Raw genomic sequence first — 24,155 nt, forward strand, 5'->3', positions numbered from 1 at the left:
AAGCTTTAGATACATTTCCTAAATGTTGTGCTAATTCTAACACGCCCAACTTGTTTTTGATGATTTTTTGTTGTGTAGTCATAATACTTAATCTTGTTTTAAAGTTATTCAATTTTATTATAACTGTCAGATTAAGTATTGACTAATTCATTTAATATCTTAAAAAAGTAAGAGCCCGATTCTATTAAGTTCTTACTTTTTTAAGTTTTTGTAAGATGCTAGCCAAGTCTGTTTTACTATTAGGTAATTCATCTTTCCAACAAGAGTAAACTTCAGAATAAGAATCTGTTATCAAAAGTTTATTTTGAAGCATTCTTTCCATGTATACATCATTCTTAGAAAAACTATTGAACTCTTTCGTAGATATAAGATGGGGTTTCGTCATAATTACTTTCCCTTCTTTTCTTCTTTTAATATGTTCTTCCAATAAATGAGACCCAAAGATTGCTCGTTTATGAATAAGCAAAATATTTTGTGCACTTATTGTTAAATCTATTTTATCTGTCAAGTAAATTGGATAATGTGTATGTGCTTTAATTGCTTCGATTTCATTTTTCAGTTCTGCATTGGCAGTAGAATTAACAACAAACACCTCAAAATTTCGATAAGTTTGTATGTCTAGACTCCATAAAATATATTGTAAATCTATAACATTTAAAATATTATTAATAAATACAGCTAAATCTCTTTTCTTCATAAATCAAATATAAACGATTTTTTTATCTTTGTACTTCTTGTGACTCTTGAAAATCAAGTTATGAAATTATCGGTAATCATACCAACTTATAATGAGGAAGCTTATATTGCAGACGCTATTCATTCTGTATCATTTGCGGACGAAATTATTATAATTGATTCATACAGCACCGATCAAACGGTAGAAATAGCAGAAAAAATGAACTGCAAGATTCTATTTAATAAGTTTGAAAATTATTCTAAGCAAAAAAATCTTGCAATTCCTCATGCACAGGGAGAATGGATTTTATTTTTAGATGCAGATGAGCGCATCAGTATTGCTTTAAGAAATGAGATAATTTCCGCTATTGAAAGCCCAGGTAAAAACAGAGCATATAAATTACAATTTCCTCATTTTTTCATCAACCGCTTTTTATACCGAAAAGCAGACAAAGTGACTAGACTAGTATACAACAAAGACATTATTTTTACAGGAGACGTACATGAAAAATTAAACATTCCTGAGGGTAACACCAAAATCCTAAACCAGCCTGTTCTGCACTATACTTATAAAGGCATTTACCACTATCTGTCAAAAAAAGAATCTTATTCCTGGTTTCAGGCAGGAGAGATGTTAAAAAGAAATAAAAAAACAAACTACTTTCATCTTGTTTTTAAACCATTTTACCGTTTTTTTCATATTTATTTTATAAAAAGAGGTTTTTTAGACGGTATTCCTGGGTTAGCCGGAGCCACATTTGACGCTTATGGTGTTTTTGCACGTTATGCAAAATTGATACTGCTTCAAAAAAATCTAAAATAATTTTCCAAATTTTAATTTCCATTTAAACTGAAAACTATTTTCTGTTCCCTTAATATCAATTCTGTTTATTTCAAAGGATGATGAGAAAGGAAATTTATTAATGCGATTACCTATTCGCAAACCATATTTTATTCCAAAAGATTGCATAATCTCAAAAAAAACAGATTTATGAGGTTCTTTACGTGGAAAGTTTCCAAAAGGATATGCTATTACCGGAAAAACTTTTAAGTTTTCCTGATCTATCACTCTAATACTCTCTTCAAAATCATTTTCTATTTCTATTTTACTAAGATTTGAAAAATGCCGGTGTTTATAAGAATGATAACCTAATTCAATATTACTGCTCAGAGATTTTATCTGCTCCAAACTCATAATGGGTTCGGGATTGTCCATTCCATTCCATTCATCGCTTTTACCGATATAATAAAAAGGAATAAAAAAAGTAGCCTTTAAGTTGTATTTTTCTAATAAAGGAGCAGCGTATTCTAATTGATTTATTGTAATATCGTCAAAAGTTATGATAACGCTTTTTTGAGGAATCTTTTTCAGTTTATCTAACTCAGAAAAGTGAAGAGTCACATAATTATGTTTTATGAGATATTGAAATTGAGTTTCTAACTTTCTTTCATGAATAGAAAATGATTTTAACTCTGTATCGTTACTCAACACATTATGATACATTAAAACAGGTAAAACGCCCATTATCTTATTTTTAGATTTGTTATCGGACAAATTTATTACTTTTGTTAAAATATTTTAAAAATATTGTTCTACAAATTTGCATCTATGAAACTAACGATTTTTTCCCTGTACCAAAAAGAAGCCAATTTTGATAAATGGGCAAACAAATTAAATGAAATTGCTAAAGAAATTATTTTAATCGTAAATCGCCGTGATCTAAAAAACATTGTTTCTTTGTCAAATAAAGTCCCGGTTAAACTAATTAATGTAGAAAGTACTCTTTTTTTTGAAAAATATCAAGAGAGTTCACTTAACAGCTCTTCAAAATGGATTTTATTTCTTCCTATGCACCTTACCATCAATAAAATGGTTATATCCGAAATTAAAAATATTGCTACCAATAATCTCAATACACAAACAATATACGGTATACATGCAAAAGAAATAATTTTTATGGGAAATGTTATTAAAAAAGGAGGATACACTCAAGAAGCTAGCGGTTGGCTATATCATAATACAATAAACCCTCTAAGTATCTTTAGTCATAAAAACATTAAAATACAATCATCTTTTGAAACATTTCAGCCTATTGCGTTTGATGATTTTAATCTATTTCTTACATGGAAAAGTCAAATAATAGGTTATCATCAGTATTCCGAAAATCGTAAGCTTTTTTTAATAAGCTTTTTTATTCGCCCTCTAAATCAATTACTATACAGATGGATAATGAAAAGAGGGTTTTCAGATGGAAAAATCGGCTTTATTTTGGCTTATTTATATGCGCTATCTACATTCAAAGAGCAATTATTTTTATGGATGAAATATCGAAGAATTGATTAGCTTTTTCACAATACACTAAGTTTTTTATAACATAATTTTAAATACACTCATCTAACTTACTGCGTTATATAAACTATATAATACAGTTGATGATGACGAACCTCAGCATTTTGATTCCTACAAAAAATGAAGAAATTAATATTAAGTCATGTATTGAATCTGCGCAAAATTTAGCCAATGAAATTGTTGTTATAGACTCTTACAGTACTGATAAAACAGTGGAAATTGCACAATCCTTAGGAGCTAAAATAATTTTTAGAGAATTTGACAACTTTTCAAACCAAAAAAACTGGGCTATCCCCCAAATGGCTAATCAGTGGATTTTACTTTTAGATGCAGATGAGCGAATTACCCGTGAATTAGAAAAAGAAATACTTTCTTTAATTTCTTCTAATGAATTAGAAAGTCATAATGCATATTGGATATATCGGCAAAATCACTTTTTTAATCAGCCTATCAATTACAGCGGTTTTCAAAAAGACAAAGTAATTCGGCTTTTTCATCGTGACAAATGCCGATACAATAACAAAAAAGTTCACGAAGAAATTATAACAGAAGGTTCTATTGGTTTTCTGAAAAACAAATTATACCATAATACCTATAAAGGATTCGACTATCATATAGAAAAATTAAACCAATATGCTACACTACAAGCTGAAGACTACAACAAAAAAACAGGTAAATTAGGATTCTTTCATTTTGTATTTAAACCTTCTTTCCGTTTTTTCAAACATTATATTATCCAAAAAGGATACAAAGACGGCATTCCTGGATTTATTATGTCTTTTTTGGGGTTTTATGCGGTAATTTTGCGCTACATAAAAGTATGGATGCTGAGAAATGATATTAAAAATTAGAAACAAACACTGGGCGTATAATTTTTGTTGTCCATATCTTTTTTGATTATTTTTACAACAAATGATTCCCATGAAAACTTTAAAACATGTTTGTTTTACTTTGGTCATAATCTGTTTGTCAATTTCCTGCCGAAAAGACATAGATTTTGAGCCTATGAGCGACTCTCTTACTTTTTCTAAAGATACTGTTTATCTAGACACCGTTTTCACCAATATAAAATCAGCTGTTTATACATTAAAAGCATATAATAACTCAACTAAAAACATTTATATTCCAAAAGTTGGTTTGGCTAATGGAGAACAATCATATTATAAACTTATGATTGATGGCATCAGCGGCAAAACATTTGAAAACATTGAGGTGCTTGCTAAAGATAGTATCTATATTTTTATAGAAACCTCCATTGATTTTGACAAAACTCGAGATAAATCATATTTATATACAGATCAAATCCAATTCCTTGGCGGAGCTAAACCACAAAATATAGAATTAGTTAGCTTAGTTAGAGATGCTTATTTCCTATATCCCAAAAAAGACCTAAATGGGATAACCGAACAAATTGATGTTTCCAAAAACAAAAAAGAAAACGGCTTTTGGTTAACTGAAAATCACCCGACTGCCGGAAATACCTTACACCTGACTAATAAAAAGCCATATGTTATTTACGGGTTTGCTGCTATTCCCGAAGGCAAAAAACTAATTATTGACCAAGGCGCAGAATTATTTTTCTATAATAATTCGGGATTAATTGCTAAAAAAAACAGTAGTATTGAAGCCAATGGAACAATTGAGGAACCCATTGTATTCACCGGCAACAGGCTAGAATATTCATATCGCTACCTCCCTGGTCAATGGAGAGGAATCTGGTTACAGGAAACATCCAAAAGTTCCTTAAACAATCTCATTGTTACCAATACTGATATCGGTCTTATTGCAGAAAATACTCTAGATTTAAATTTATACAATGTACAGATTTACAATAGTGTGCAATATGGCTTATTAGCAATAAATGCACAAATAAACGGGAAAAACCTGATAACTGCCAATGCAGGAATATCTACTATGGCACTCCAAGAAGGCGGAAATTATAGTTTTATCCATTCTTCCTTAGTCAATTATTGGAATGCCCCTGATCAAACTTCACTTCTCATAGAAAATAAAGCTGAAACCTCTTTGGGTTCATATACTTTTGAAAACTGCTTAATCTATTCATCTGCATCAACTAGTTTTAACATCCATTCTGATGAAGCAAACATTCAAAAATTTAAATTCAAAAATAACCTGTTTAAAGATCTCAGCAACAGAACAATGTCATACACATTTCCTTACAATTATAACGATTCTACTTATTATGCAGATAATTTTATATTGACAAACCAAAATAGCGGAAAAGTGGTTTTTGCAGATATAAATCGTAATAAATATCAACCTACAGACCAATCTTCTTCGATATTAGGAAAAGCCGGCATCAAAACAGCCCAAAAGGTTCCCAACGATTTAAGCGGAAAACTGCGCAGTTCCGAACCAGATTTTGGAGCATATCAACATATAAACACTATGCAAGAATAATTTTCAAATTGTTTTTTTTTAAAGTATTTTTGCACCATACAACAACAACTAAAATAATCTTATCGCAATGATTTTTTTCTTCGAAAATCCTTCAAAAAAGTTCTACGCTGTTCAGGTGAAAAACGCTTTATCTATTGAAGATATTCAAAAACTAAATTGGCTTTTTGGCGACGCTAAGCACCTAGATCAAAAAGTAATTAACCGTCAATTTATCGGTCCACGTGCGACTATGATTACGCCTTGGAGTACCAATGCGGTTGAGATTACACAAAATATGGGCATTGGTGGAATTGTTCGTATTGAAGAATTTTTCGAAGCAAACCAACAAGAATTCGACCCGATGTTGTCCCAAGTATTTGAAACGTTGAATCAAGATATATTCGCGATTCACATTCAACCTGAGCCTATCATCTACATCGAGGATATTGCGAAATACAACCAAGAAGAGGGTCTTGCACTTAACGAGGAAGAAATTACTTACTTGGAAAAATTAGCTCATAAAATAGGACGTAAACTAACAGATTCAGAGGTATTTGGTTTTTCACAAGTAAACTCAGAACACTGTCGTCACAAGATATTCAACGGAACATTTGTGATAGATGGAGAGGAAAAACCGAGTTCACTATTCAAATTGATCAAGAAAACATCAGAAACAAATCCAAATGACATTGTTTCTGCCTATAAAGATAACGTTGCGTTTGTAAAAGGACCACGTGTAACACAATTCGCTCCTTTATCAGCGGATAAACCAGACTTTTATGCGGAGAAAGAATTTGATTCTGTTATTTCTTTAAAAGCAGAAACGCACAACTTCCCTACAACGGTAGAGCCTTTTAACGGTGCCGCTACAGGATCAGGAGGAGAAATTCGCGACCGTTTAGCAGGAGGACAAGGATCATTGCCTTTAGCAGGAACTGCTATTTACATGACTTCTTACTCTCGTTTAGAAGAGAATCGCCCATGGGAAAAAGCCATGGATGAGAGAACTTGGTTATACCAAACCCCAATTGATATTTTAATCAAGGCTTCAAATGGAGCTTCTGATTTTGGAAATAAATTCGGACAACCGTTGATTACTGGATCTATCTTAACTTTCGAACACGAAGAGGAAGCGCGTAAACTTGGTTTTGATAAAGTGATTATGCAAGCGGGTGGTATTGGATACGGAAAGTTAGATCAAGCCAAAAAACACAAACCAGAACAAGGAGACCAAGTGGTTATCTTGGGAGGTGAAAACTACCGTATTGGTATGGGAGGAGCTGCAGTTTCTTCGGCTAATACAGGAGCATTTGGATCAGGAATTGAATTGAATGCCATTCAACGTTCAAACCCAGAGATGCAAAAACGCGCAGCGAACGCTATTCGCGGTTTAGTTGAAGCAGACCACAACCCTATTGTATCGATTCACGATCACGGTGCGGGTGGACACTTAAACTGTTTATCTGAATTAGTAGAAGAAACAGGAGGACATATCAATTTAGACCAACTTCCAGTTGGTGATCCGACGCTTTCGGCTAAAGAAACCATTGGAAACGAATCACAAGAAAGAATGGGATTGGTGATTGGTAAAAAAGATATGGATACATTAGCGCGCATTGCTGAAAGAGAACGTGCACCAATGTATGCAGTAGGTGAAATTACTAATGATCACCGCTTTACCATTGAATCAGCAAAAACTGGAGCTAAACCAATGGATTTTGCTATCGAAGAAATGTTTGGTAGCTCTCCAAAAACAATCATGGACGATCAAACGATTGCCCGTGTGTATGCTGATTTAGATTATACTGTTGAAAAAGTAGACGAATACTTAAACCAATTATTGCAATTAGAGGCAGTAGCTTCTAAAGATTGGTTAACCAATAAAGTAGACCGTTGTGTGGGAGGTCGAGTGGCCAAACAACAATGTACAGGTCCATTGCAATTGCCTTTGAATAACTTAGGAGCTATGGCTTTGGATTACAAAGGAAAAGAGGGAATTGCTACGACAGTAGGACATACTCCTGTTGTGGCTTTGGTTGATCCTACTGCTGGAAGTAGAAATGCCATTGCTGAAGCTTTATCCAATATTGTTTGGGCGCCATTAAAAGACCAAATGAAAGGGATTTCCTTATCAGCAAACTGGATGTGGGCTTGTAATAATCCTGGAGAAGATGCTCGATTATACGAAGCAGTTCAAGCGTGTTCAGATTTCGCGATTGAACTGGGAATCAATATTCCAACTGGAAAAGACTCTCTTTCTATGAAGCAAAAATACCCGAATGACGAGGTAATTGCTCCTGGAACAGTAATTATCTCTGCAGCAGCAAACTGTACGGATATTACAAAAATCGTAGAGCCTACTTTAAAGAAAAACGCTGGTTCTATTTACTATATCCGTCTATCTCAAGACAGCTTCAAATTGGGAGGTTCTTCTTTTGCTCAAATTTTAAATAAAATCGGACAAGAAGTTCCAACAATTCAAGATGCAGCCTACTTCAAAAAAGCATTCAATGCAGTTCAGGATTTAGTAGCAAACAACCAAATTGCAGCAGGTCACGATATTGGAAGTGGTGGTTTAATCACAACGCTTTTAGAAATGACCTTTGCCGATGTAAATTTAGGAGCTCGTTATGACTTAACGGCTTTAAATGAAAAGGATACAGTAAAAGTTCTTTTCAATGAAAATATCGGTTTAGTCATTCAAGCACAAAACGATGAAGCGTTTAAAAGAGCCTTACAAGCAGCAGGTGTTGAAGCAACTAAGATTGGTACTGTTGTAACAGAAGAAACAGTATCTTTCCAAAATGGAACTGATAGCTTTAGCTATAGTGTTCCTGCAATCCGCGATACGTGGTATAAAACTTCGTATTTATTGGATCAAAAACAAACGAAAAACAACAAAGCGATAGATCGTTTTAACAACTATAAAAACCAACCGTTACAATTTGCTTTCCCAGCACAATTTGACGGAAAGAAACCAGTTGTGGATGCGTCTAAACCACGTCCAAAAGCAGCGATTATCCGCGAAAAAGGAAGTAACTCTGAAAGAGAGGTTGCCAATGCCATGTTCTTAGCTGGATTTGACGTAAAAGACGTTCACATGACGGATTTAATTTCAGGTAGAGAAACATTAGAAGATATTCAATTCATCGGAGCAGTTGGAGGTTTCTCTAACTCGGATGTATTGGGATCAGCTAAAGGATGGGCAGGTGCTTTCATGTACAACGAAAAAGCAAATACAGCCTTGAAAAACTTCTTTGCACGTCAAGATACACTATCTGTTGGTATTTGTAATGGTTGTCAATTGTTTATGGAATTGGAATTGATTAATCCTGAGCATGCTGTTCACGGAAAAATGTTACACAACGATTCTCAAAAACACGAAAGCAACTTTACTTCGGTTACTATTCAAGAGAACAATTCCATTATGCTATCTACATTAGCAGGTAGTACTTTAGGGGTTTGGATTTCACATGGTGAAGGTAAATTCAATTTACCAGAAGCAGAAAGCAACTATAATATTGTAGCAAAATACGCTTACGATAGCTATCCTGCGAATCCAAATGGTTCTGATTACAACACCGCTATGATGTGTGACAATACAGGACGTCACTTGGTTATGATGCCTCATATTGAGCGTTCATTGTTCCAATGGCATTGGGCGAATTACCCAGAAGGACGCAAAGACGAAGTTTCTCCTTGGATGGAAGCTTTTGTTAATGCTCGTCAATGGATTGAAGATATTAATTCAAATAAATACTAAATAGCTGGTCCTCTATTGTCTATTTATAATATTTAAAAAGCAGAACTTAAAAGATAGAGTTCTGCTTTTAATCAAATACATATGAATCAACAAGTAAACTCTTAAAAGTTTTTTTTGCTCGCTTTGTATTTAATCAGCCAAATAGGAAGTACCGCCCAAATAAATAAAATTCCCATTGCCAGAAAACTTCCGGAAGCCCCACCAAAAAAGCTTTTAAACACAGCTCCGGTATAGCCGAGTAAAGCGGAAATATCTAATTTTAGCAAAATTAGTATTCTAGCCAAATCAATGGGGTTAAAAATTGTTCCTACCAACGTAACTGTTTCTAATGGATAATCGCCAAAAATCATTAAAACGGATAGAAAAATGCCGTCGTAAATAACGGCTAAAAACAGCCAAACCAAAATTGAAAAACCAAAACCTTTGATTTTGTTTTCGTTCATCAGTCCGATGTTATAAGAAAGTGCCGTGAATATAAATGTAAGAAACGAACCGACAACAATGAGTTGTATAAAATCAAATATGACGGCGGATTGAAACAGTCCGTAACTGATAAAGGGAATTCCTAAACCGATAATTAAACTCATTGACAGCGAAAGAGAAACTCCTAAATATTGTCCCAAAAAGATAGATGAGCGCTTTAAAGGCAAAGCCAAAAGCAATTCTGTAAACTCTTTAGAATCATAATAATACATAATGCCAAAAATTGTTCCAATCAACGGCACCAGAATAATAATAACATTCATCAGCGTGATTACTGCTTTTCCGATGTCGTTGTTTAAAAACAACAGCACAAAACTAAGCAAAAGGTAAAAAAGCAAATAAATATAACTCCATCTACTTTTGATGAGGTCGTAAAAACTATATTTTAATATTTTAAGCATGGTTGTCAATTAAAATTGAGGCTATTGCGTGTTCAAAATTGGTTTGCTGAGTTTGGTTTTTAAGTTGAGAAATTGTTCCTTTAAAATATATTTTACCTTCTAAGATAAACATGATTTCATCGGATATTTCTTCCACAAAACTCATAATGTGAGAAGTAACTAAAATAGTTTTTCCTTTCTTTTTTTCTTCTTCAATGAGTTTTTTTAAAATAATCAGTGCGGCAGGATCTAATCCTGTAGTTGGTTCGTCTAAAATAATAATAGGGCTGTCAAACATAAATGTCAATAACAGGTTGACTTTTTGCTTGGTTCCCCCCGATAAGTTATTTAGTTTTTTATTTAAAAAAGGCTGAAGTTTAAACAATTGTAATAAATGCGTTTCATCTTTTGATTTGACGTTTCTCAAATCCTTAATCATCTTTATCAATTCTGCGACTGTAATGTTGTTTGGAAAATTGGCAATTTGAGGAAGATAATCTATCTCTTTTCTATAATTCCAGCGATTATTGATATCCTGTTGGTTTACAGTTATTTTCCCTTTATCCGGAAAAACCATTCCTAAAATACATTTATTCAATGTGGTTTTTCCTGAACCATTGGGTCCTAAAATGGCTAAAACCCCGCTTTTTATCTGAATGTCAATTCCTTTTAAAACTTGATTTTCGCCAAAGCGTTTATGTAGATTTTCAATTTGTATCATGTTTTATTTTTTTCATTGACGGAGTTTCATCCATCAAATTATCTGGTGTAAATACAGGCGAAACTTTTTCTGAAAAATCAATCAGATCAACAAACAAGCTTCTCAAAAAAATAATAGCTTCGGGCGTTTTATTTACCACGTATGAAAACAACTTTACGGGGCGATACGGCACATCGCCAACTCCGTCTTTGTCCAAGTCATATCCGGTATAACTGCTCCAAAAGTTGGAGTTGAAATTATTGCTGTTCATCCTTCCGGAATACACCAAATCAAAAGAATTGTTTAAAAAATTGTTGTAGTTTACTTCGTTTTGATAATTGGCACCGCGCGAATTAATTGCCCAGCCGTTACTTATAAAATCATTGTGTTTGTACACCACGCGGTTTGATCCTTCGATATTTATTCCGGTTGTGTTGTTTTTAAACGTATTGTAACTCAACTCTGTGTCGTTCACTTCTTTCAACAAAACGCCGTATGCAGCCGAACCCCAATTGTCCGCAAAAGTATTATTCAGCATTTTCATACTTTTAGAAAACATAATAGCTACTCCGGCTCCGTTGCTTATGTAAGAACAATTTTGAACTAAATCATTGTTTGAAAACATAAAGTGCAATCCGTAACGAACATTGTTTTTGCTGATATTATCGCTGATTGTGCAATTATTTGAAAATTCGAGGTAAATACCGTCGCGCACTTTTTCTACATAATTATCTGCAATTTCGATATCATCACTGTACCAAAGTTGGATTCCGTTTCCGGAATTATATTCACTGACGGCTTTTCCGTATATTTTATTGTTGAGAATTTTTCCCGTCTTTGATTTTTCAATATAAATTCCGAAAAACAAGTTTTTAATTGTGTTGTTTTGTATTGTAAAATGCTTGCTTTCTCTTACTCGTATTGCTGCATAATCGCGAATATAACTTGTTCCTACATTGATAAGCGTAAATCCGTCAAGAGTTACATTATCTGCTTTTATTACAAAAATTTCTCCTTGATTATCACCATCTACAATTGCATTTTTAGTTTTTAAAGTCAATGGTTTATCGATTAATATTTCGTGTTCAACATAGGTTCCATCTTCTACAAAAATTACATCGTTTTCCTGCGCTTTATCAACTGCTTCTGCAATTGTTTGAAAGGGACAGGTAGAGCAGACTTTATGTATATTTGCTTCTGCTTTATAAAATACCAAAAGGATTATTAATGAAAAAATAAGATGGCGATATTGAGCCTTTGTTTTCATAATATCATCCAAGTTATTTGTGATTTAATTTGTTTAAAATCTCGTTCCAGTTATAAATTTCCCCACCGTTTTCGGCGATAATTTCCTCAGCCTCACTTTCGGTTTTTAATGCCGATAAAAACGCGCCCATCGGACTCGGGATTTTCTTTGAGATAATATAAACAGCTGATTTAGCATCGATGGTTTCACCCGGATTAGATAAATCAGCAACAAGTAAAAGATGATAATTTTGGTCATTTTCCTGTTGGTTCAAATAGTGAACCATACATTCAATGGCATCAAATTTAAAATTTTTCCCTTTAGATGTCACCAATTGTGCTACATGAGCCTTATCAACAATTGTCATTCTGCAAAAATCGCAACCGTCACTTCCGTAATTAATGGGTTGTGCGTTTTTACCACATCCCATTAACAAGAAAAGCGTACTGATAAAGATGAGTCTTTTCATGAGTTTTTATTTTTTATATTGTTTGATTCCTACTAAATAAGCTGCGAATACGAATACCATTCCCAGTGCCATTAAATAAGCTCCTATATGAGGGTAAGAATAAGCGTCAAAGTTTAATATTTTTCGATGTCCGAATAAAGGTGGTTCGTAAGTTAGCGGGTTTCCGTTTAAATCTACCATTTTCATAATGGCGTGCGGATCTAAATTCCTACCATAATCCAATAACCACAAATTAAAATCGTACATCCCTAAAACTCCCAAAGTACCCATCAATAAAAGCCAATACAGAAAAAATACAGGCTTTATTTTTTCAAAAAATGCTCCTAATCCGATTGCTATTCCAAGTGTTGCCATCAATCCTATCACAATAGGAAAAACGGTAAACTCCCACATTTCTTCAGGTTTAGGTATGGTTTTCATTCCAATATAGTGATTGAGTCCGTCAATATTTTGGATATCAAATTCTTTTACTCCCTTAATGCCATCAATGTAGATATTCATTCCCAATGGAACGGGATATTGTGGCGCGCCAAGTTCTATGTTCCACAACGGAAAAAAGAAAAGTGAAAACAACAATCCCGAACCGATAATCATTAATACAGAGGCTTTTTTCATGACTAAGTGATTTTAATAAAGGACAAAACCTGAGTTTTGTCCTTTAACAATTGAAAAAAATGTTAGCTTGTGCTTTAATTAGCTATTGTTACTCGTCGTCTAACGACCAAGAAAGCTCAATATTTGAATCTGCCAGAGACACGCGAACGTATCCTTGCATTTCCTGATGCAATGCCGAACAAAAATCTGTGCAGTAAAATGGCCACACTCCTACTTCTTTAGGTTCCCAAACAAAAGTTTCTGTTTTTCCGGGAGTTACAAGCAACTCTGTTGTATTTGCTCCTAACATACTGATTCCGTGAGGAACATCAAAATCTTGTTCAAGGTTAGTTACGTGAAAATACACTTTGTCGCCGACTTTTATTCCCTCAATATTATCCGGTGTAAAGTGGCTTCTGATCATTGTCATATAAACGTGAACTTCTTTGCCGTTTCTTACCACTTTGGCATCTGCCGGTGATTTGGTTACGTATTTGTGCTTGTTTTCGTCCAGTTTATAAATCTCTCTTGACTTATGCATAATTTTATCTGCTTTAATAGCAGCTGCATAATGCGGTTCTCCAATCGTTGGAAAATCCAACAACAACTCCATCTTGTCCCCCGAAATATCGTATAACTGAGCAGAGTGATTTAAATCCGGACCTACCGGTAAATATCTGTCTTTGGTAATTTTGTTCATTGCCACTAAATATTTTCCGTCTGGTTTTCTTGAGTTTCCGCCCGGAATCATCAAGTGACCTACGGAATAATAAGTTGGTTTTCTGTCGATAACTTCCCAAGACCCCAATTTCCATTTAACAACTTCTGAGGAAATAAAGAAAGTTGTATAAGCATTTCCTTGGTCGTCAAATTCTGTGTGCAAAGGACCTAATCCAGGCTGTTCTACAACTCCTGCCAAAACATCTTCAAACTTTAAGATTGGAATACCATAGGATTCTCCATCAAACTGTTTACTTTCGATAGCTTTCAGCATTTTATCGAATGAGTGTACTGTTAGATTTGCTGAAAGTTTTCCGTTTCCGACAATATATTCTCCGCTTGGGTCAACATCACAACCATGAGGCGATTTTGGCGTTGGGAGCAAATATACCAAACCTGGTAATTCGGATGCATCTAAAATCAATACTTCTTCTTTCATTGTTGAAGTTGCTGTATGCGTACTATTATCAAATTTGTTATGTGCATACTTAGTCGGCATTTTTTTACCTTTTCCAGCTTTGATATACTCTTCCGCTTTTTTCCAATTAACTGCTGCAATAAAATCTTTATCATTTTGCGAAGCGTTTACTTCTAACAAACTATGTGCTTCTTCTGTATTATACGTAGTAAAGAAAAACCACCCATGCGATTTACCTCGTCCGGGATGCGCTAAATCGTAATTAAAGCCAGGCATCATAATTTGGAACGACAAATTCATATCTCCGGTTTTCTGATCAACACTAATAAAGGACAATGTACCTTTAAAATTTCCTTTGTATTCTTTAATAGAAATATCTCGTTGAGGAACCGGAACGGAAAATCGGGTTCCCGCTACAACGTATTCTGTATTTTCAGTTACAAAGGAAGAACTGTGATTTCCGGCACTATTTGGAATTTCGATAATTTCTGCTGTACTAAAATCCTCTAAATCAATACGGGCAATTCTCGGCGTATTATTTCCATTAATAAAAATCCATCTGCCATCTAATTCTCCATCAGTTTGTGAAATATCCGGATGGTGCGCATCATCCCAAGGTATAAAACCATGCGAAGTCATTAACATAGGTTTAGTTTCTTCGCTATATCCGTAAGCTTTTTCAGGATCCTGAGAAAAAACCGGAATCACTTTAAATAACCTTCCTGAAGGCAATCCGTATACAGATAACTGTCCGCTAAATCCTCCGGAAAAAAAACCATAATATTCATCATACTCTCCCGGTGCTACATAAACCCGTTCTGCAGCATTGGTTGCCATTGCTCCACTCTGCTTATTAGAAGAGGATGGATTGTTACACCCTGCCATAAATATCCCTGCAAGCGAACAAACTGCCAATAAATTAAATCTTTTTTTCATTTGAATATGTTTTATTAGTGTAGTCAAACAAATAGTATTAGTAATTAAAGGGTTCTGAAATATTCCAAAACTGCTCTGGCTTCATCTTCTTTCAGATTTTGATTAGCCATAGGCGCACCATTAAATTCTTTTAGTAATTCTTCAGCTAAAGGATCTTCTTTAATCATCACTTCCGGATTTAAGATCATATTCATTACCCATTCCGGAGATCTTCTTTCCAGAATTCCCTTTGGAGCAGGTCCAATAAATTTTTTATCAGGTTTGTGACAAGCTGTACACATATTTTTAAATATTTCCTGCCCTTTTGCCGCTAATTTTTGATCAATGTCAGCAAGAATCAATGATTTTACAGGTCCCACTCCTTTGTTTTCCAAATCAATTCTCTCAGAAGCTTCAGCTGTTTTTTGCATCTCTGTTTCAGAAATAGTTTTAGTTTCTTCTGCTGTTTTTACATTTCTTTCGTTAGTGATAATTGATTCTGTTTCTGCCATTTTATCAGCTTTAGAATTACAGCTAACTAATAGACCTAAACTCATAACAAGCAAGAAAAATACATTTGACGAAGTTTTCATTTTTATTTATATTTTACATTTATTGATACGAAATTATTAGTAAAACAACTTTCATAATATGATATTTATCACTTTTGAAAAATAAAGATATTTTCATCTTTTATTTAAATATACTTAAGATTAAGAAACAATGGCACATACTAACAAATAATTGAAAGACAACTTTCTAATTGTTTTAAGAGTGAGCAAAACAATAATTGTAGAGGAATAATAAGTGTTTTTATCTTTTGCCTACAGTACAAAACTTAAATTCTTTTTTGAATATTTGAGGCGAAAGAATTAGGTTATAAAAAATGTATTTTGGAAACAGGAGACAAAATGATAGAAGCAATCAGCTTATATAAGAAAAATAATTTTGAAATCACACCTAATTATGGACAATATGCTAATATAGAAAGTAGCATTTGTTTTGAAAAAGAGATTCTGGTTTGAAGCTCTAAATAATAGTAAAAGAAAGTATAGGCTATAATAATGACAGACTAAGACAAAAGACGAATAACACCGAATTAAAAAAACACTACAGCTAACAAGGTATTGGCAAAATGGCGGGGTTTTCGGATAATTGAAACTTTCTGCATATTAAGCCGCCGAATGTGTTCCACATTCAGCTTTTTTTAATAATTTAGCTTCTGTGGAAACACATCGGCTACGTTCCTGCTAAATTGAACTTTCCGTCCAATTTATCCGCCACTTCGCCAATGCGTTTCCCGTAGCGAGGAAATCCCTTCGGGCTTCCCTCGCTACGGCTCGGGGCTTCACACGTCAAGCACAGCCCTTCGGGACTGTCCTCGAACTTGGGTTTCACGCAAGCGAGAAACCTGCGTGAAGCCCCGAGCCGTTATAGGGCATTTTAAGACAGACACCATGCTAACAACAAACAGTGAACATTACGACAGAAATAAGAACGCTCTACAATCCCATTCAACCGACAGTCAGACAATCGGCTGACAACGTAACCTACACGGAATTTTTGCCCGACATAAAACTTCAACCTTTCATTTATTGCTATTGGCAATTGAAAACTACACAGCAACTTTCAGAACAATTCAACTATCGTGTTGTTTCAGACGGTTGCATTGACATCTATTTTGAACTAAACAACCCGAAAGAAAATTATGTAATGGGTTTCTGTAAAAAGTTCACGGAATTTCCGCTTGACAATACTTTCAACTACGTTGGTGTTCGTTTTCTGCCGACAATGTTTCCGCAGCTTTTCAAAATAAACGCAATAGAATTAAGTAACCGTTACGAACACTTAAATTCGGTTGTTCCACATTTGTCCGACTTTATTGCAAACAGTTTCAATGAAACTCAACAGCAAGATGAAATAAAAACATTACTTGATAATTATTTTCGTGAACTGACTACCAATACAACTTTTGACAACGACAACAGACTTTACGGTGCAATAGAACTCATTCTGAAAAACTTTGGAATGCTTGACATTGAAAAGGATATAGACACGGGTATCAGTACAAGGCAACTTCGCAGACTTTTTGAATTTTACATTGGCGACACCGCTAAAACTTTCAGCAAAGTTGTCCGTTTTCAAAATATTCTCAAAGCCAAGCCATCAAGCCAAAGTCTGCGACAAAACAAACTATTCTTTGACGTTGGTTATTACGACCAATCACATTTTATAAAAGAGTTCAAAAATTTTTATGGCGTTACGCCAAGCAAAGCGTTTGTCAGATGAATTTTGTCCGATTTTTACTATTCCAAAAGTTTCAGTTGTATGAACTTTGCATCGTTAATCAAATTCAAAAACAATGAAGCGAATAGTTTTAATCATTGCGACATTTTGCTTAACGGCAAATGTATTTTCACAAACAAATTCAGTAACTAAAAAAGAAATCAAGATGAAATTAAATGCAGGTATCGTAACATCAAAATTGGCAGAAACAAAAGAGTTTTACACCAAAACATTGGGCTTTGGCGTAACATTTGAAAACGAGTTTTATCTTTTGTTGCACACGCCAAACCACGAAGCGGAAATCAGTTTTTTGCTTCCAAACCACCCAAGCCAACAACCTATTTTTCAACAACCTTTCCAAAATCAAGGTGTTTATCTGACCATTGAAGTAGATGACGTGGATAGTATTTACCAAGAGTTGAAAAAGAAAGGCGTTGAAATAAAAATTGACATTCGCAACGAACCGTGGGGCGACAGACATTTTGCCATTCAAGACCCAAATGGTGTTGGTATTGACATCGTAAAATATTCGCCACCGACAGAAGAGTAAAAAACGCCCTATAACATAGCATTGGCGAAATGGCGGGGTTCACGGTAAATTGAAAGTTCCGTCTTCGTATGCCGCCAATGCTTTTTGCATTGGCTTTTTTGTAATTTAGCCACTGACAAAAAAGCATTGGCTACGTTTCGTCCAAATCGAAACTTTCCGCTTCGATTTTCCGCCACTTCGCCAATGCTCGGCACGTTATGTGCAATGCTACCAAACCACCGCAGACAAGCGACCACAGAACGATTTGACAATTACTCAATCCCTTGAACAATCTTTTTCCGGTGTGCAATTCCCCATTCTGTGAGATTATTAATAATTGTCTGTAGGGTCAAACCATGCTCGGTTAATTCATATTGTACGACTATAGGTTGCGTATCCAATACTGTCCGTTTAATCAGTTTATTAATTTCTAGTTCCTTTAATTCTTTACTTAACATTCGGTTCGAAATCCCATCAATATCATTTAAAAAATCAGAAAACCTTCTTTTGTTATAATAGCATATAGAGGTTAAAATAGGAATTTTCCATTTTCCGCTTAATACGTACATGGAGTCTTGTACAGCTCTCATTTCCTTTTTATGCTCTTTCTTAAAATCTTCAACTTGACACTTCATAATGTTACTTTGTTACATATATGTTACTGTTATTTATAAGAACAAAGTTACATATAATAACAAGAAAAAAATATCTTTGCCTAAATTAATTTTAAAAATATATAACAATGAATTTTAAAAACAAAAATGTTGTCGTCACAGGCGGCAGTAAAGGAATTGGGCTGGCTACGGCAAAAGCGTTTATTGAAGCGGAAGCAAATGTGTGGATAACTGGTCGAAACGCCGAGGGTTTAAAAAATGCGGAAGCAGTAATCAATAATCCAAATTTAAGAACCCTTGTTTCTGATACATCAAATTTGAAAAGTATTGCCGAATTGGAACAGAAAGTTGCTGCCAGCGGTAAAAAAATAGATGTATTATTCTTAAATGCAGGAATTGCTTCTTTTGCTCCAATTGAACATGCAACGGAGGCTGAATTTGATGCGCAGTTCAATACCAATGTAAAAGGAGTGTATTTTACTTTACAACATTTGATACCGCATATTGCAAATGGTGGATCCGTAATATTTACGTCGTCAACTAATGCAACAGCGTCAACTTTGGGTTCTAGTATTTATGCCGCAACCAAAGCAGCTTTAAATAAAATTGCTCAGGTTGCTGCTAATGAATTGGCAGATAGGAATATTCGTGTGAATATCATCAGCCCCGGACCAACTCAAACACCGGGATTGGAAAATGCAGTGCCAGCAGAAGCTAAAGAATACTTGGCATCCTTAACTGCTGTGCAAAGACTTGGGAAACCAGAAGAAATTGCAAAAGCAATACTTTTTGTAGCATCGGAACAAGCAAGCTTTATTACCGGAACAGAAATTATTGTGGATGGTGGTGTTACGAACTTTATGCTGAAATAAAGAAGTATAGGTTAGTCTTAAATAAGTAAATCGAGATTATTTAGGACTAACCTTCTCAAATATCAGAGATGCAATTTGCTGAGTCAGGATTAAACTAGTGGAACTTATCCTTCAGTTTTTACGCAAGAAATTATTCTTTATTAGCTGTTTGACCAAATAGTTTTTTTCTGTGCTCTTTGCCCCATTTTGATAAACTTTCTATCATTTCATGTAATTTTTGGCCGTGAGATGTCAAAGAGTACGCTACTGCTATTGGCTGAATATCTAAGACTGTTCTTTTCACAATCATATTTGTTTCTAGGTCTTTCAATTCCTTACTCAGCATCTTATTGGAAATCCCATTAACGTCACGCAAAATTTCTGAAAATCGACGGGAAGGATGGTAACACAAGCTGGCAATAATTGAAATTTTCCATCTTCCGCTCAATAAATCCATAGCATCGTGAACAGCTATTATCTCTTTCTTACACTGTTCTCTAAAATTATTTTCCATGATTATTCACTTAGTTACCCAAAAGTAACAATTACTTTTTGAAATTAAGTAACAAAAATAAACAATGATTTTCTAATTTTGGAAACTCTTATGTTGAATTAAATCAAACGTTAAAAAAATGGTCACAAACAAAGTCTTATTAAAAACAGCCAATGAAGCACTTGAAAAAGGGGATATAGATGGGTTCTTATCTTTTTGCACAGATGACACAGAATGGGTGTTCATCGGAGAAAAAACTTTAAAAGGGAAAGAGGCTGTTAAGCAGTATTTGGAAGAAGCTTATACAGAAACAACACAGTTCACAATTGAACGAATGATAGAGGAAGGTGACTTTGTTGTGCAGGTGGGTGAAATTAGTTTTGAGAATAAGAATGGTGAAGTTGAATCTTATCTTGCTTCCGATATATGGAGGTTTGAAAACGGAAAAATGGCTGAGTTAAAAGCTTTTGTATTAAAGAATGAGAAATAAAATATAAAATTTTAAAACAATAAAAATATGACACTTTTAGATAATTTAAAATGGCGTTATGCCACAAAGAAAATGAACGGGCAGTCTATCCCGGAGGACAAATTGGATTATATATTAGAAGCTGCTCGGCTTGCTCCATCTTCGTCAGGATTACAGCCATATAAAGTGATTGTAATCTCTGATCGTGCCTTGCTGGAAAAGATTAAACCGATAGCCTATGGCCAAGAGCAAATAACCGATTGCTCTCATTTACTGATATGGATAGCTTGGGATGGATATAGTGATGAGCGTATTTCTAATGTATTTAATGAGATGATGGACCTACGTAACTTGCCGCATGATACAATGGATGCATATCGTCAAAAAGTTTTAGAGCTTTACGAACATGAAGGCAAAGAATGGCAGGCACACCATGCGGCAAAACAAAGTTATATTTCATTTGGGATGGCAATAGCCACCGCCGCTGAGCAGAAGGTAGACGCGACACCTATGGAAGGTTTTGATTCCGAAAAATTGGATGAGCTTCTGAAACTTAGAGAGATTGGTTACAAAAGTACGGTAATACTTCCTTTGGGTTATCGAGATGCTGATAATGACTGGCTGATAAATATGAAGAAATACCGTAAATCTAAAGAGCAGTTTGTGCTTGAAATGAGTGTCGAGGATGCTGCGGATATTAATGTAAGCGAAAAATTTAACTTAAATGACTTAGCAACTAAATGATACACTGTTCGATTACAGGTTTTATCACATCTTCATACATAAAGCAATGCATTGACGTTACCTGTTTTTTTAAGCAGTTAAACATCCGTTTTAGGGGAGTTATGTCTAATAAAAAAAGGTATGCTTTTAAAATGGAGAAAATAATTTTATTTGAATATTAAACTATCCCATCTCGCTATCGATTGATACTAACTATTGTTAGAAGTAGTTTTCAAACTTGTAGGTAGAGATGGGTAGTATTTTGTTCTAAGCACTCTTTGCAACAAAGAATAATTACTGTAATTCCGTCACAATAATTTCATTTCCATCCAAATCGAAACAATGAAAAAAGCTATATTCTGGAGTTTTAATAACATCAGTTTTAAACCTTACGTTGTTATTTTTAAGTCGCTCATAGAGAGTTTCTAATTCTTGTGTATAAATCACCATCGTAGGCTGTTCGGCGGTTTGATTACCTACACGTTCTCTTTGCTTTTTTGTATCAGCTTTCAAGAACCAAATACCTAAAGAATCAGATGGTTTGCTACCAATATGAAGGAATCGTTGTCCTACATCTGTAGTTACATCAAAAAATCGCGTAAAGCCAAAGTTTTTTTCATAGAAATTGGCTGATTTCTCATAATCCTCTACCAGAAGAACTATTCTACCTAAATAATTTCTCATAAAAATAAAAATTAAAAAATTAATAAGATTTCGAAAACCTACAGTAAGTAATACTGTAAGATTGCTTTATCATAAAGCCTTTGATAGGCATATTCGTTTTTGGGTTCAATCCAATTGTACTCAATAAGACGCCATTCTTCAGTGTATGAGTCTAATTTCAGTAGTCGAATATATTCAATTCCACATATGACAAAATCCTCCCAAAACTGAAGCAAATAACCTCCATTTTCAAGATGATATTTACTCGCTTCGTTATAGTTTTTAAACCATTTGTGGATTAAGCCAATCCCATTACTTCTAAAAAGCATATCTTTTTTTACGATATGAAGTTTTAAATCTTCTCAGCGGCTATAACCGTATTCTGAGGCAATAAGATGATAGATATCTTTTAGACGAATCTCTTTTATAGAGTTTTTAATTTCCGAAGCAGTTAAATCTTGGAAGATTGGCTGATTGGAATATTCTTTTACCGAACTTTCACTGCTCGATTTAAAGTTTTTCAGTAGTAACTTGGCTTCAACTTTTAGTTGCTTGAGCCTTATTGGACGTAATTCTTTCATAATATCCTTTTAGTTGCCATTACTCACATTTGGCGGATTTATGAAACATTTGCATACCGAAAAAAAAGGTGACGTTGTCTTTTGTGAGTATAGGCATCCTTTTATTACCTAAGGCAAACTTAGAAATAAAATTTTAATATTTAAACAATTAACACCTATCTTTTTTGAGGTTTGATTTTTCTATGAAGAAAGGGTTTTGTATTTAACAATACAAACTTCAGGGATTCATTCTTATTAGCTTTTATTTTTTGACCTTCATTTAATGCAATTTCTGAAAATCTGAAAGGGATTAACTTGAAAAATTATTGCTAAATTAGCAACGATGAAAGATTTTATAAAATACATTCAACAATTTGCCCCTCTTAATGCGCAACAAATTGAAATAATTGAAAGCAAGGGCACAGAAATAGAACTCAAAAAAGGGGGCTATTTTATAGAAGAGGGGAAAGTATTGAAACAGGTAGGATTTGTGTTGGAGGGTATATTCCGTATTTATTATTTCAACCAGAAAGGTGAAGAAATAACTAAGATATTCATTGAGGAAAACCACTTGCTTTATAATCTAAAAAATATTCCATCTAAAGAATACATACAAGCGATTACCAACTGTAAACTACTGGTGTTCTCCAACCGAGATTGGGAAGAAATTTCTGACATAATAGTCGAATGGAAAACAATAATTCAAACAATAACCAATCGGTCACTAATCCAAAAATTGGAAAAGGTAAGTCCTTTGGTTTCACAAGATGCCACTACACGTTATTTGGAATTTATTCAAAAATATCCTACTCTTGTTAATCGCATTCCATTGTCCTACATTGCTTCATATTTGGGAATTACTCAACAATCTCTTAGCAGAATAAGAAAAAATCTTTATTAATTTACTTTTTACCATATGGTAAATAAGTTCATCTTTGGTCATTTTATATTTGCTGTAACAATAAAAAAGCAAGAGAATGAACAAAACAATTTTAATCACAGGTGCTTCCTCAGGGCTAGGAAAAGCTACAGCTAAATTATTTTCCTCTAAAGGGTGGACAGTAATCGCAACGATGCGCCATCCTGAGAACGAGACAGAACTAACACAGTATCCAAATATCCAACTTTTGAAACTCGATATCAGTAATAGTGAGCATATTGAGGAAGTAGTCGCTCAAGCAGAAAAAATCAGTCCAATAGATGTATTGTTTAACAATGCGGCCTATGGACTGATGGGACCCTTTGAAGGGGCATCCAACGAACAGTTAGGAAAACAAATTAACACCAATTTTTTAGGAACAATCTTGGTTACCAAAGCATTTCTCCCTCATTTTAGGAAAAGAGGAAGTGGAACAATTATTACCGTTACTTCCTCTACCGCAAACATACCTTATCCGTTTGTAGCTGTATATGCTGCTACAAAATCAGCCTTAGAAACTTGGACTGAAGGATTGAGTTATGAATTGAACCGATTTGGTGTGAATATTAAAACAATTGTGCCTGCCTATATGCAAACCAATTTTGGTGGTAATGCGGAAATGGTTTCTCATTCAGCATATGAAGATACCTTCAACCAATATTTCAGAGCTATGCGGGAGGACGCTAGTTTAAAACGGGATACGCCGGAACTAATTGCAAATGTTGTTTACGAAGCAGCTACGGACAATAAGAATCAATTACACTATCTTGCAGGTGACCTTGCTACCGAAGAGTATAATTGGCTAAAAAAAGAAGGAATTGAAAAGACAATGAACGAAATGAATAAGCGTTTTTTCTAAACTAAGAATAAGTTTTTTCTTTTTAAACTATATTAATTTCCTTATGCACTTTTCCATTATCCTGTGAATAATGGAA

The 24,155-nt window shown here is 34.2% G+C and carries 27 protein-coding genes; 13 read left to right on the forward strand and 14 right to left on the reverse strand.

Going from position 1 to position 24,155, the window contains the following annotated elements:
• Positions 1-184: 184 nt before the first annotated feature.
• Complete coding sequence (locus C8P70_RS07700; protein WP_133712765.1) at positions 185-697, reverse strand: hypothetical protein; 513 nt, start codon at positions 695-697, stop codon at positions 185-187.
• A 60-nt stretch (positions 698-757) separates the two neighbouring features.
• On the opposite strand from C8P70_RS07700, the gene C8P70_RS07705 reads away from it, so the two are divergent.
• Entirely contained in the window at positions 758-1,498 is a 741-nt protein-coding gene (locus C8P70_RS07705; RefSeq protein WP_133712766.1) for a glycosyltransferase family 2 protein, read from the forward strand.
• On the opposite strand, the gene C8P70_RS07710 is transcribed toward C8P70_RS07705, so the two are convergent.
• Positions 1,490-2,230: a polysaccharide deacetylase family protein gene (locus tag C8P70_RS07710; RefSeq protein ID WP_243832687.1), complete on the reverse strand. Its 741-nt coding sequence runs from the start codon at positions 2,228-2,230 to the stop codon at positions 1,490-1,492. The two genes, C8P70_RS07705 and C8P70_RS07710, sit on opposite strands and share 9 nt — an antisense overlap.
• A gap of 54 nt (positions 2,231-2,284) precedes the next feature.
• Here C8P70_RS07710 and C8P70_RS07715 point away from each other — a divergent pair, with 54 nt between their 5' ends.
• From C8P70_RS07715 to purL, 4 genes are all read left to right on the forward strand, one after another.
• Positions 2,285-3,019 (forward strand): hypothetical protein, encoded by a 735-nt coding sequence (locus tag C8P70_RS07715; protein ID WP_133712767.1) that lies wholly within the window; start codon positions 2,285-2,287, stop codon positions 3,017-3,019.
• A gap of 89 nt (positions 3,020-3,108) precedes the next feature.
• Positions 3,109-3,876 (forward strand): glycosyltransferase family 2 protein, encoded by a 768-nt coding sequence (locus C8P70_RS07720; RefSeq protein ID WP_133712768.1) that lies wholly within the window; start codon positions 3,109-3,111, stop codon positions 3,874-3,876.
• Between the two features lie 70 nt (positions 3,877-3,946).
• The gene (locus C8P70_RS07725) at positions 3,947-5,446 is read left to right on the forward strand and encodes a hypothetical protein (RefSeq protein ID WP_133712769.1); all 1,500 of its coding nucleotides are present in this window, start codon (positions 3,947-3,949) and stop codon (positions 5,444-5,446) included.
• A gap of 67 nt (positions 5,447-5,513) precedes the next feature.
• Positions 5,514-9,188 (forward strand): phosphoribosylformylglycinamidine synthase, encoded by a 3,675-nt coding sequence (gene purL, locus C8P70_RS07730; protein WP_133712770.1) that lies wholly within the window; start codon positions 5,514-5,516, stop codon positions 9,186-9,188.
• 101 nt (positions 9,189-9,289) lie between these two features.
• On the opposite strand, the gene C8P70_RS07735 is transcribed toward purL, so the two are convergent.
• The 7 genes from C8P70_RS07735 to C8P70_RS07765 form a co-directional block, all read right to left on the reverse strand.
• The gene (locus C8P70_RS07735) at positions 9,290-10,072 is read right to left on the reverse strand and encodes an ABC-2 transporter permease (RefSeq protein WP_133712771.1); all 783 of its coding nucleotides are present in this window, start codon (positions 10,070-10,072) and stop codon (positions 9,290-9,292) included.
• Entirely contained in the window at positions 10,065-10,772 is a 708-nt protein-coding gene (locus C8P70_RS07740) for an ABC transporter ATP-binding protein (RefSeq protein WP_133712772.1), read from the reverse strand. Before C8P70_RS07740 ends, C8P70_RS07735 begins: the two co-directional genes overlap by 8 nt.
• Positions 10,759-12,018, reverse strand: a complete 1,260-nt coding sequence (nosD, locus tag C8P70_RS07745; RefSeq protein ID WP_133712773.1) for a nitrous oxide reductase family maturation protein NosD — start codon at positions 12,016-12,018, stop codon at positions 10,759-10,761. Before nosD ends, C8P70_RS07740 begins: the two co-directional genes overlap by 14 nt.
• Positions 12,019-12,031: 13 nt before the next feature.
• The gene (locus C8P70_RS07750; RefSeq protein WP_133712774.1) at positions 12,032-12,466 is read right to left on the reverse strand and encodes a nitrous oxide reductase accessory protein NosL; all 435 of its coding nucleotides are present in this window, start codon (positions 12,464-12,466) and stop codon (positions 12,032-12,034) included.
• Positions 12,467-12,472: 6 nt separating this feature from the next.
• Entirely contained in the window at positions 12,473-13,081 is a 609-nt protein-coding gene (locus tag C8P70_RS07755) for a hypothetical protein (RefSeq protein ID WP_133712775.1), read from the reverse strand.
• A gap of 88 nt (positions 13,082-13,169) precedes the next feature.
• On the reverse strand, positions 13,170-15,134 hold the full coding sequence (gene nosZ, locus C8P70_RS07760) for a Sec-dependent nitrous-oxide reductase (RefSeq protein ID WP_133712776.1): 1,965 nt from the start codon (positions 15,132-15,134) through the stop codon (positions 13,170-13,172).
• Positions 15,135-15,178: 44 nt separating this feature from the next.
• Positions 15,179-15,706 carry a c-type cytochrome gene (locus tag C8P70_RS07765; protein WP_133712777.1) on the reverse strand — a complete coding sequence of 176 codons (528 nt, stop codon included), beginning with the start codon at positions 15,704-15,706 and terminating at the stop codon, positions 15,179-15,181.
• A 300-nt stretch (positions 15,707-16,006) separates the two neighbouring features.
• Between C8P70_RS07765 and C8P70_RS14135 the strand changes: the two genes are divergently transcribed.
• From C8P70_RS14135 to C8P70_RS07780, 3 genes are all read left to right on the forward strand, one after another.
• Entirely contained in the window at positions 16,007-16,138 is a 132-nt protein-coding gene (locus C8P70_RS14135) for a hypothetical protein (protein ID WP_262708897.1), read from the forward strand.
• Positions 16,139-16,586: 448 nt separating this feature from the next.
• On the forward strand, positions 16,587-17,402 hold the full coding sequence (locus C8P70_RS07775; RefSeq protein ID WP_133712778.1) for an AraC family transcriptional regulator: 816 nt from the start codon (positions 16,587-16,589) through the stop codon (positions 17,400-17,402).
• Between the two features lie 163 nt (positions 17,403-17,565).
• Complete coding sequence (locus C8P70_RS07780) at positions 17,566-17,949, forward strand: VOC family protein (protein WP_133712840.1); 384 nt, start codon at positions 17,566-17,568, stop codon at positions 17,947-17,949.
• Between the two features lie 251 nt (positions 17,950-18,200).
• Here C8P70_RS07780 and C8P70_RS07785 read toward each other — a convergent pair whose 3' ends face one another.
• Positions 18,201-18,563, reverse strand: a complete 363-nt coding sequence (locus tag C8P70_RS07785) for a winged helix-turn-helix transcriptional regulator (protein ID WP_166666195.1) — start codon at positions 18,561-18,563, stop codon at positions 18,201-18,203.
• Positions 18,564-18,670: 107 nt separating this feature from the next.
• Here C8P70_RS07785 and C8P70_RS07790 point away from each other — a divergent pair, with 107 nt between their 5' ends.
• Positions 18,671-19,414, forward strand: a complete 744-nt coding sequence (locus C8P70_RS07790) for an SDR family oxidoreductase (protein WP_133712779.1) — start codon at positions 18,671-18,673, stop codon at positions 19,412-19,414.
• Between the two features lie 130 nt (positions 19,415-19,544).
• Here the strand turns inward: C8P70_RS07790 and C8P70_RS07795 are convergent, their stop codons facing one another.
• Positions 19,545-19,907, reverse strand: coding sequence for a winged helix-turn-helix transcriptional regulator (locus C8P70_RS07795; protein WP_133712780.1), 363 nt, complete (start codon positions 19,905-19,907; stop codon positions 19,545-19,547).
• 118 nt (positions 19,908-20,025) lie between these two features.
• Between C8P70_RS07795 and C8P70_RS07800 the strand changes: the two genes are divergently transcribed.
• On the forward strand, positions 20,026-20,376 hold the full coding sequence (locus C8P70_RS07800) for a nuclear transport factor 2 family protein (RefSeq protein ID WP_133712781.1): 351 nt from the start codon (positions 20,026-20,028) through the stop codon (positions 20,374-20,376).
• Positions 20,377-20,403: 27 nt separating this feature from the next.
• The gene (locus tag C8P70_RS07805; RefSeq protein WP_133712782.1) at positions 20,404-21,099 is read left to right on the forward strand and encodes an NAD(P)H-dependent oxidoreductase; all 696 of its coding nucleotides are present in this window, start codon (positions 20,404-20,406) and stop codon (positions 21,097-21,099) included.
• 273 nt (positions 21,100-21,372) lie between these two features.
• Here the strand turns inward: C8P70_RS07805 and C8P70_RS07810 are convergent, their stop codons facing one another.
• From C8P70_RS07810 to C8P70_RS07820, 3 genes are read right to left on the reverse strand one after another with little or no spacing between them, the layout of a single operon-like run.
• Complete coding sequence (locus C8P70_RS07810) at positions 21,373-21,762, reverse strand: VOC family protein (protein WP_133712783.1); 390 nt, start codon at positions 21,760-21,762, stop codon at positions 21,373-21,375.
• Between the two features lie 38 nt (positions 21,763-21,800).
• Positions 21,801-22,070, reverse strand: coding sequence for a hypothetical protein (locus tag C8P70_RS07815; protein WP_133712784.1), 270 nt, complete (start codon positions 22,068-22,070; stop codon positions 21,801-21,803).
• 33 nt (positions 22,071-22,103) lie between these two features.
• Positions 22,104-22,322: a hypothetical protein gene (locus C8P70_RS07820; RefSeq protein WP_133712785.1), complete on the reverse strand. Its 219-nt coding sequence runs from the start codon at positions 22,320-22,322 to the stop codon at positions 22,104-22,106.
• A 322-nt stretch (positions 22,323-22,644) separates the two neighbouring features.
• On the opposite strand from C8P70_RS07820, the gene C8P70_RS07825 reads away from it, so the two are divergent.
• Both C8P70_RS07825 and C8P70_RS07830 read left to right on the forward strand, forming a co-directional pair.
• Entirely contained in the window at positions 22,645-23,202 is a 558-nt protein-coding gene (locus C8P70_RS07825; RefSeq protein ID WP_133712786.1) for a Crp/Fnr family transcriptional regulator, read from the forward strand.
• Between the two features lie 76 nt (positions 23,203-23,278).
• Complete coding sequence (locus C8P70_RS07830) at positions 23,279-24,079, forward strand: SDR family oxidoreductase (protein WP_133712787.1); 801 nt, start codon at positions 23,279-23,281, stop codon at positions 24,077-24,079.
• Positions 24,080-24,155 lie beyond the last annotated feature (76 nt).

This window comes from Myroides indicus (assembly GCF_004364575.1).
Taxonomy (GTDB): Bacteria; Bacteroidota; Bacteroidia; order Flavobacteriales; family Flavobacteriaceae; genus Flavobacterium; species Flavobacterium indicum_A.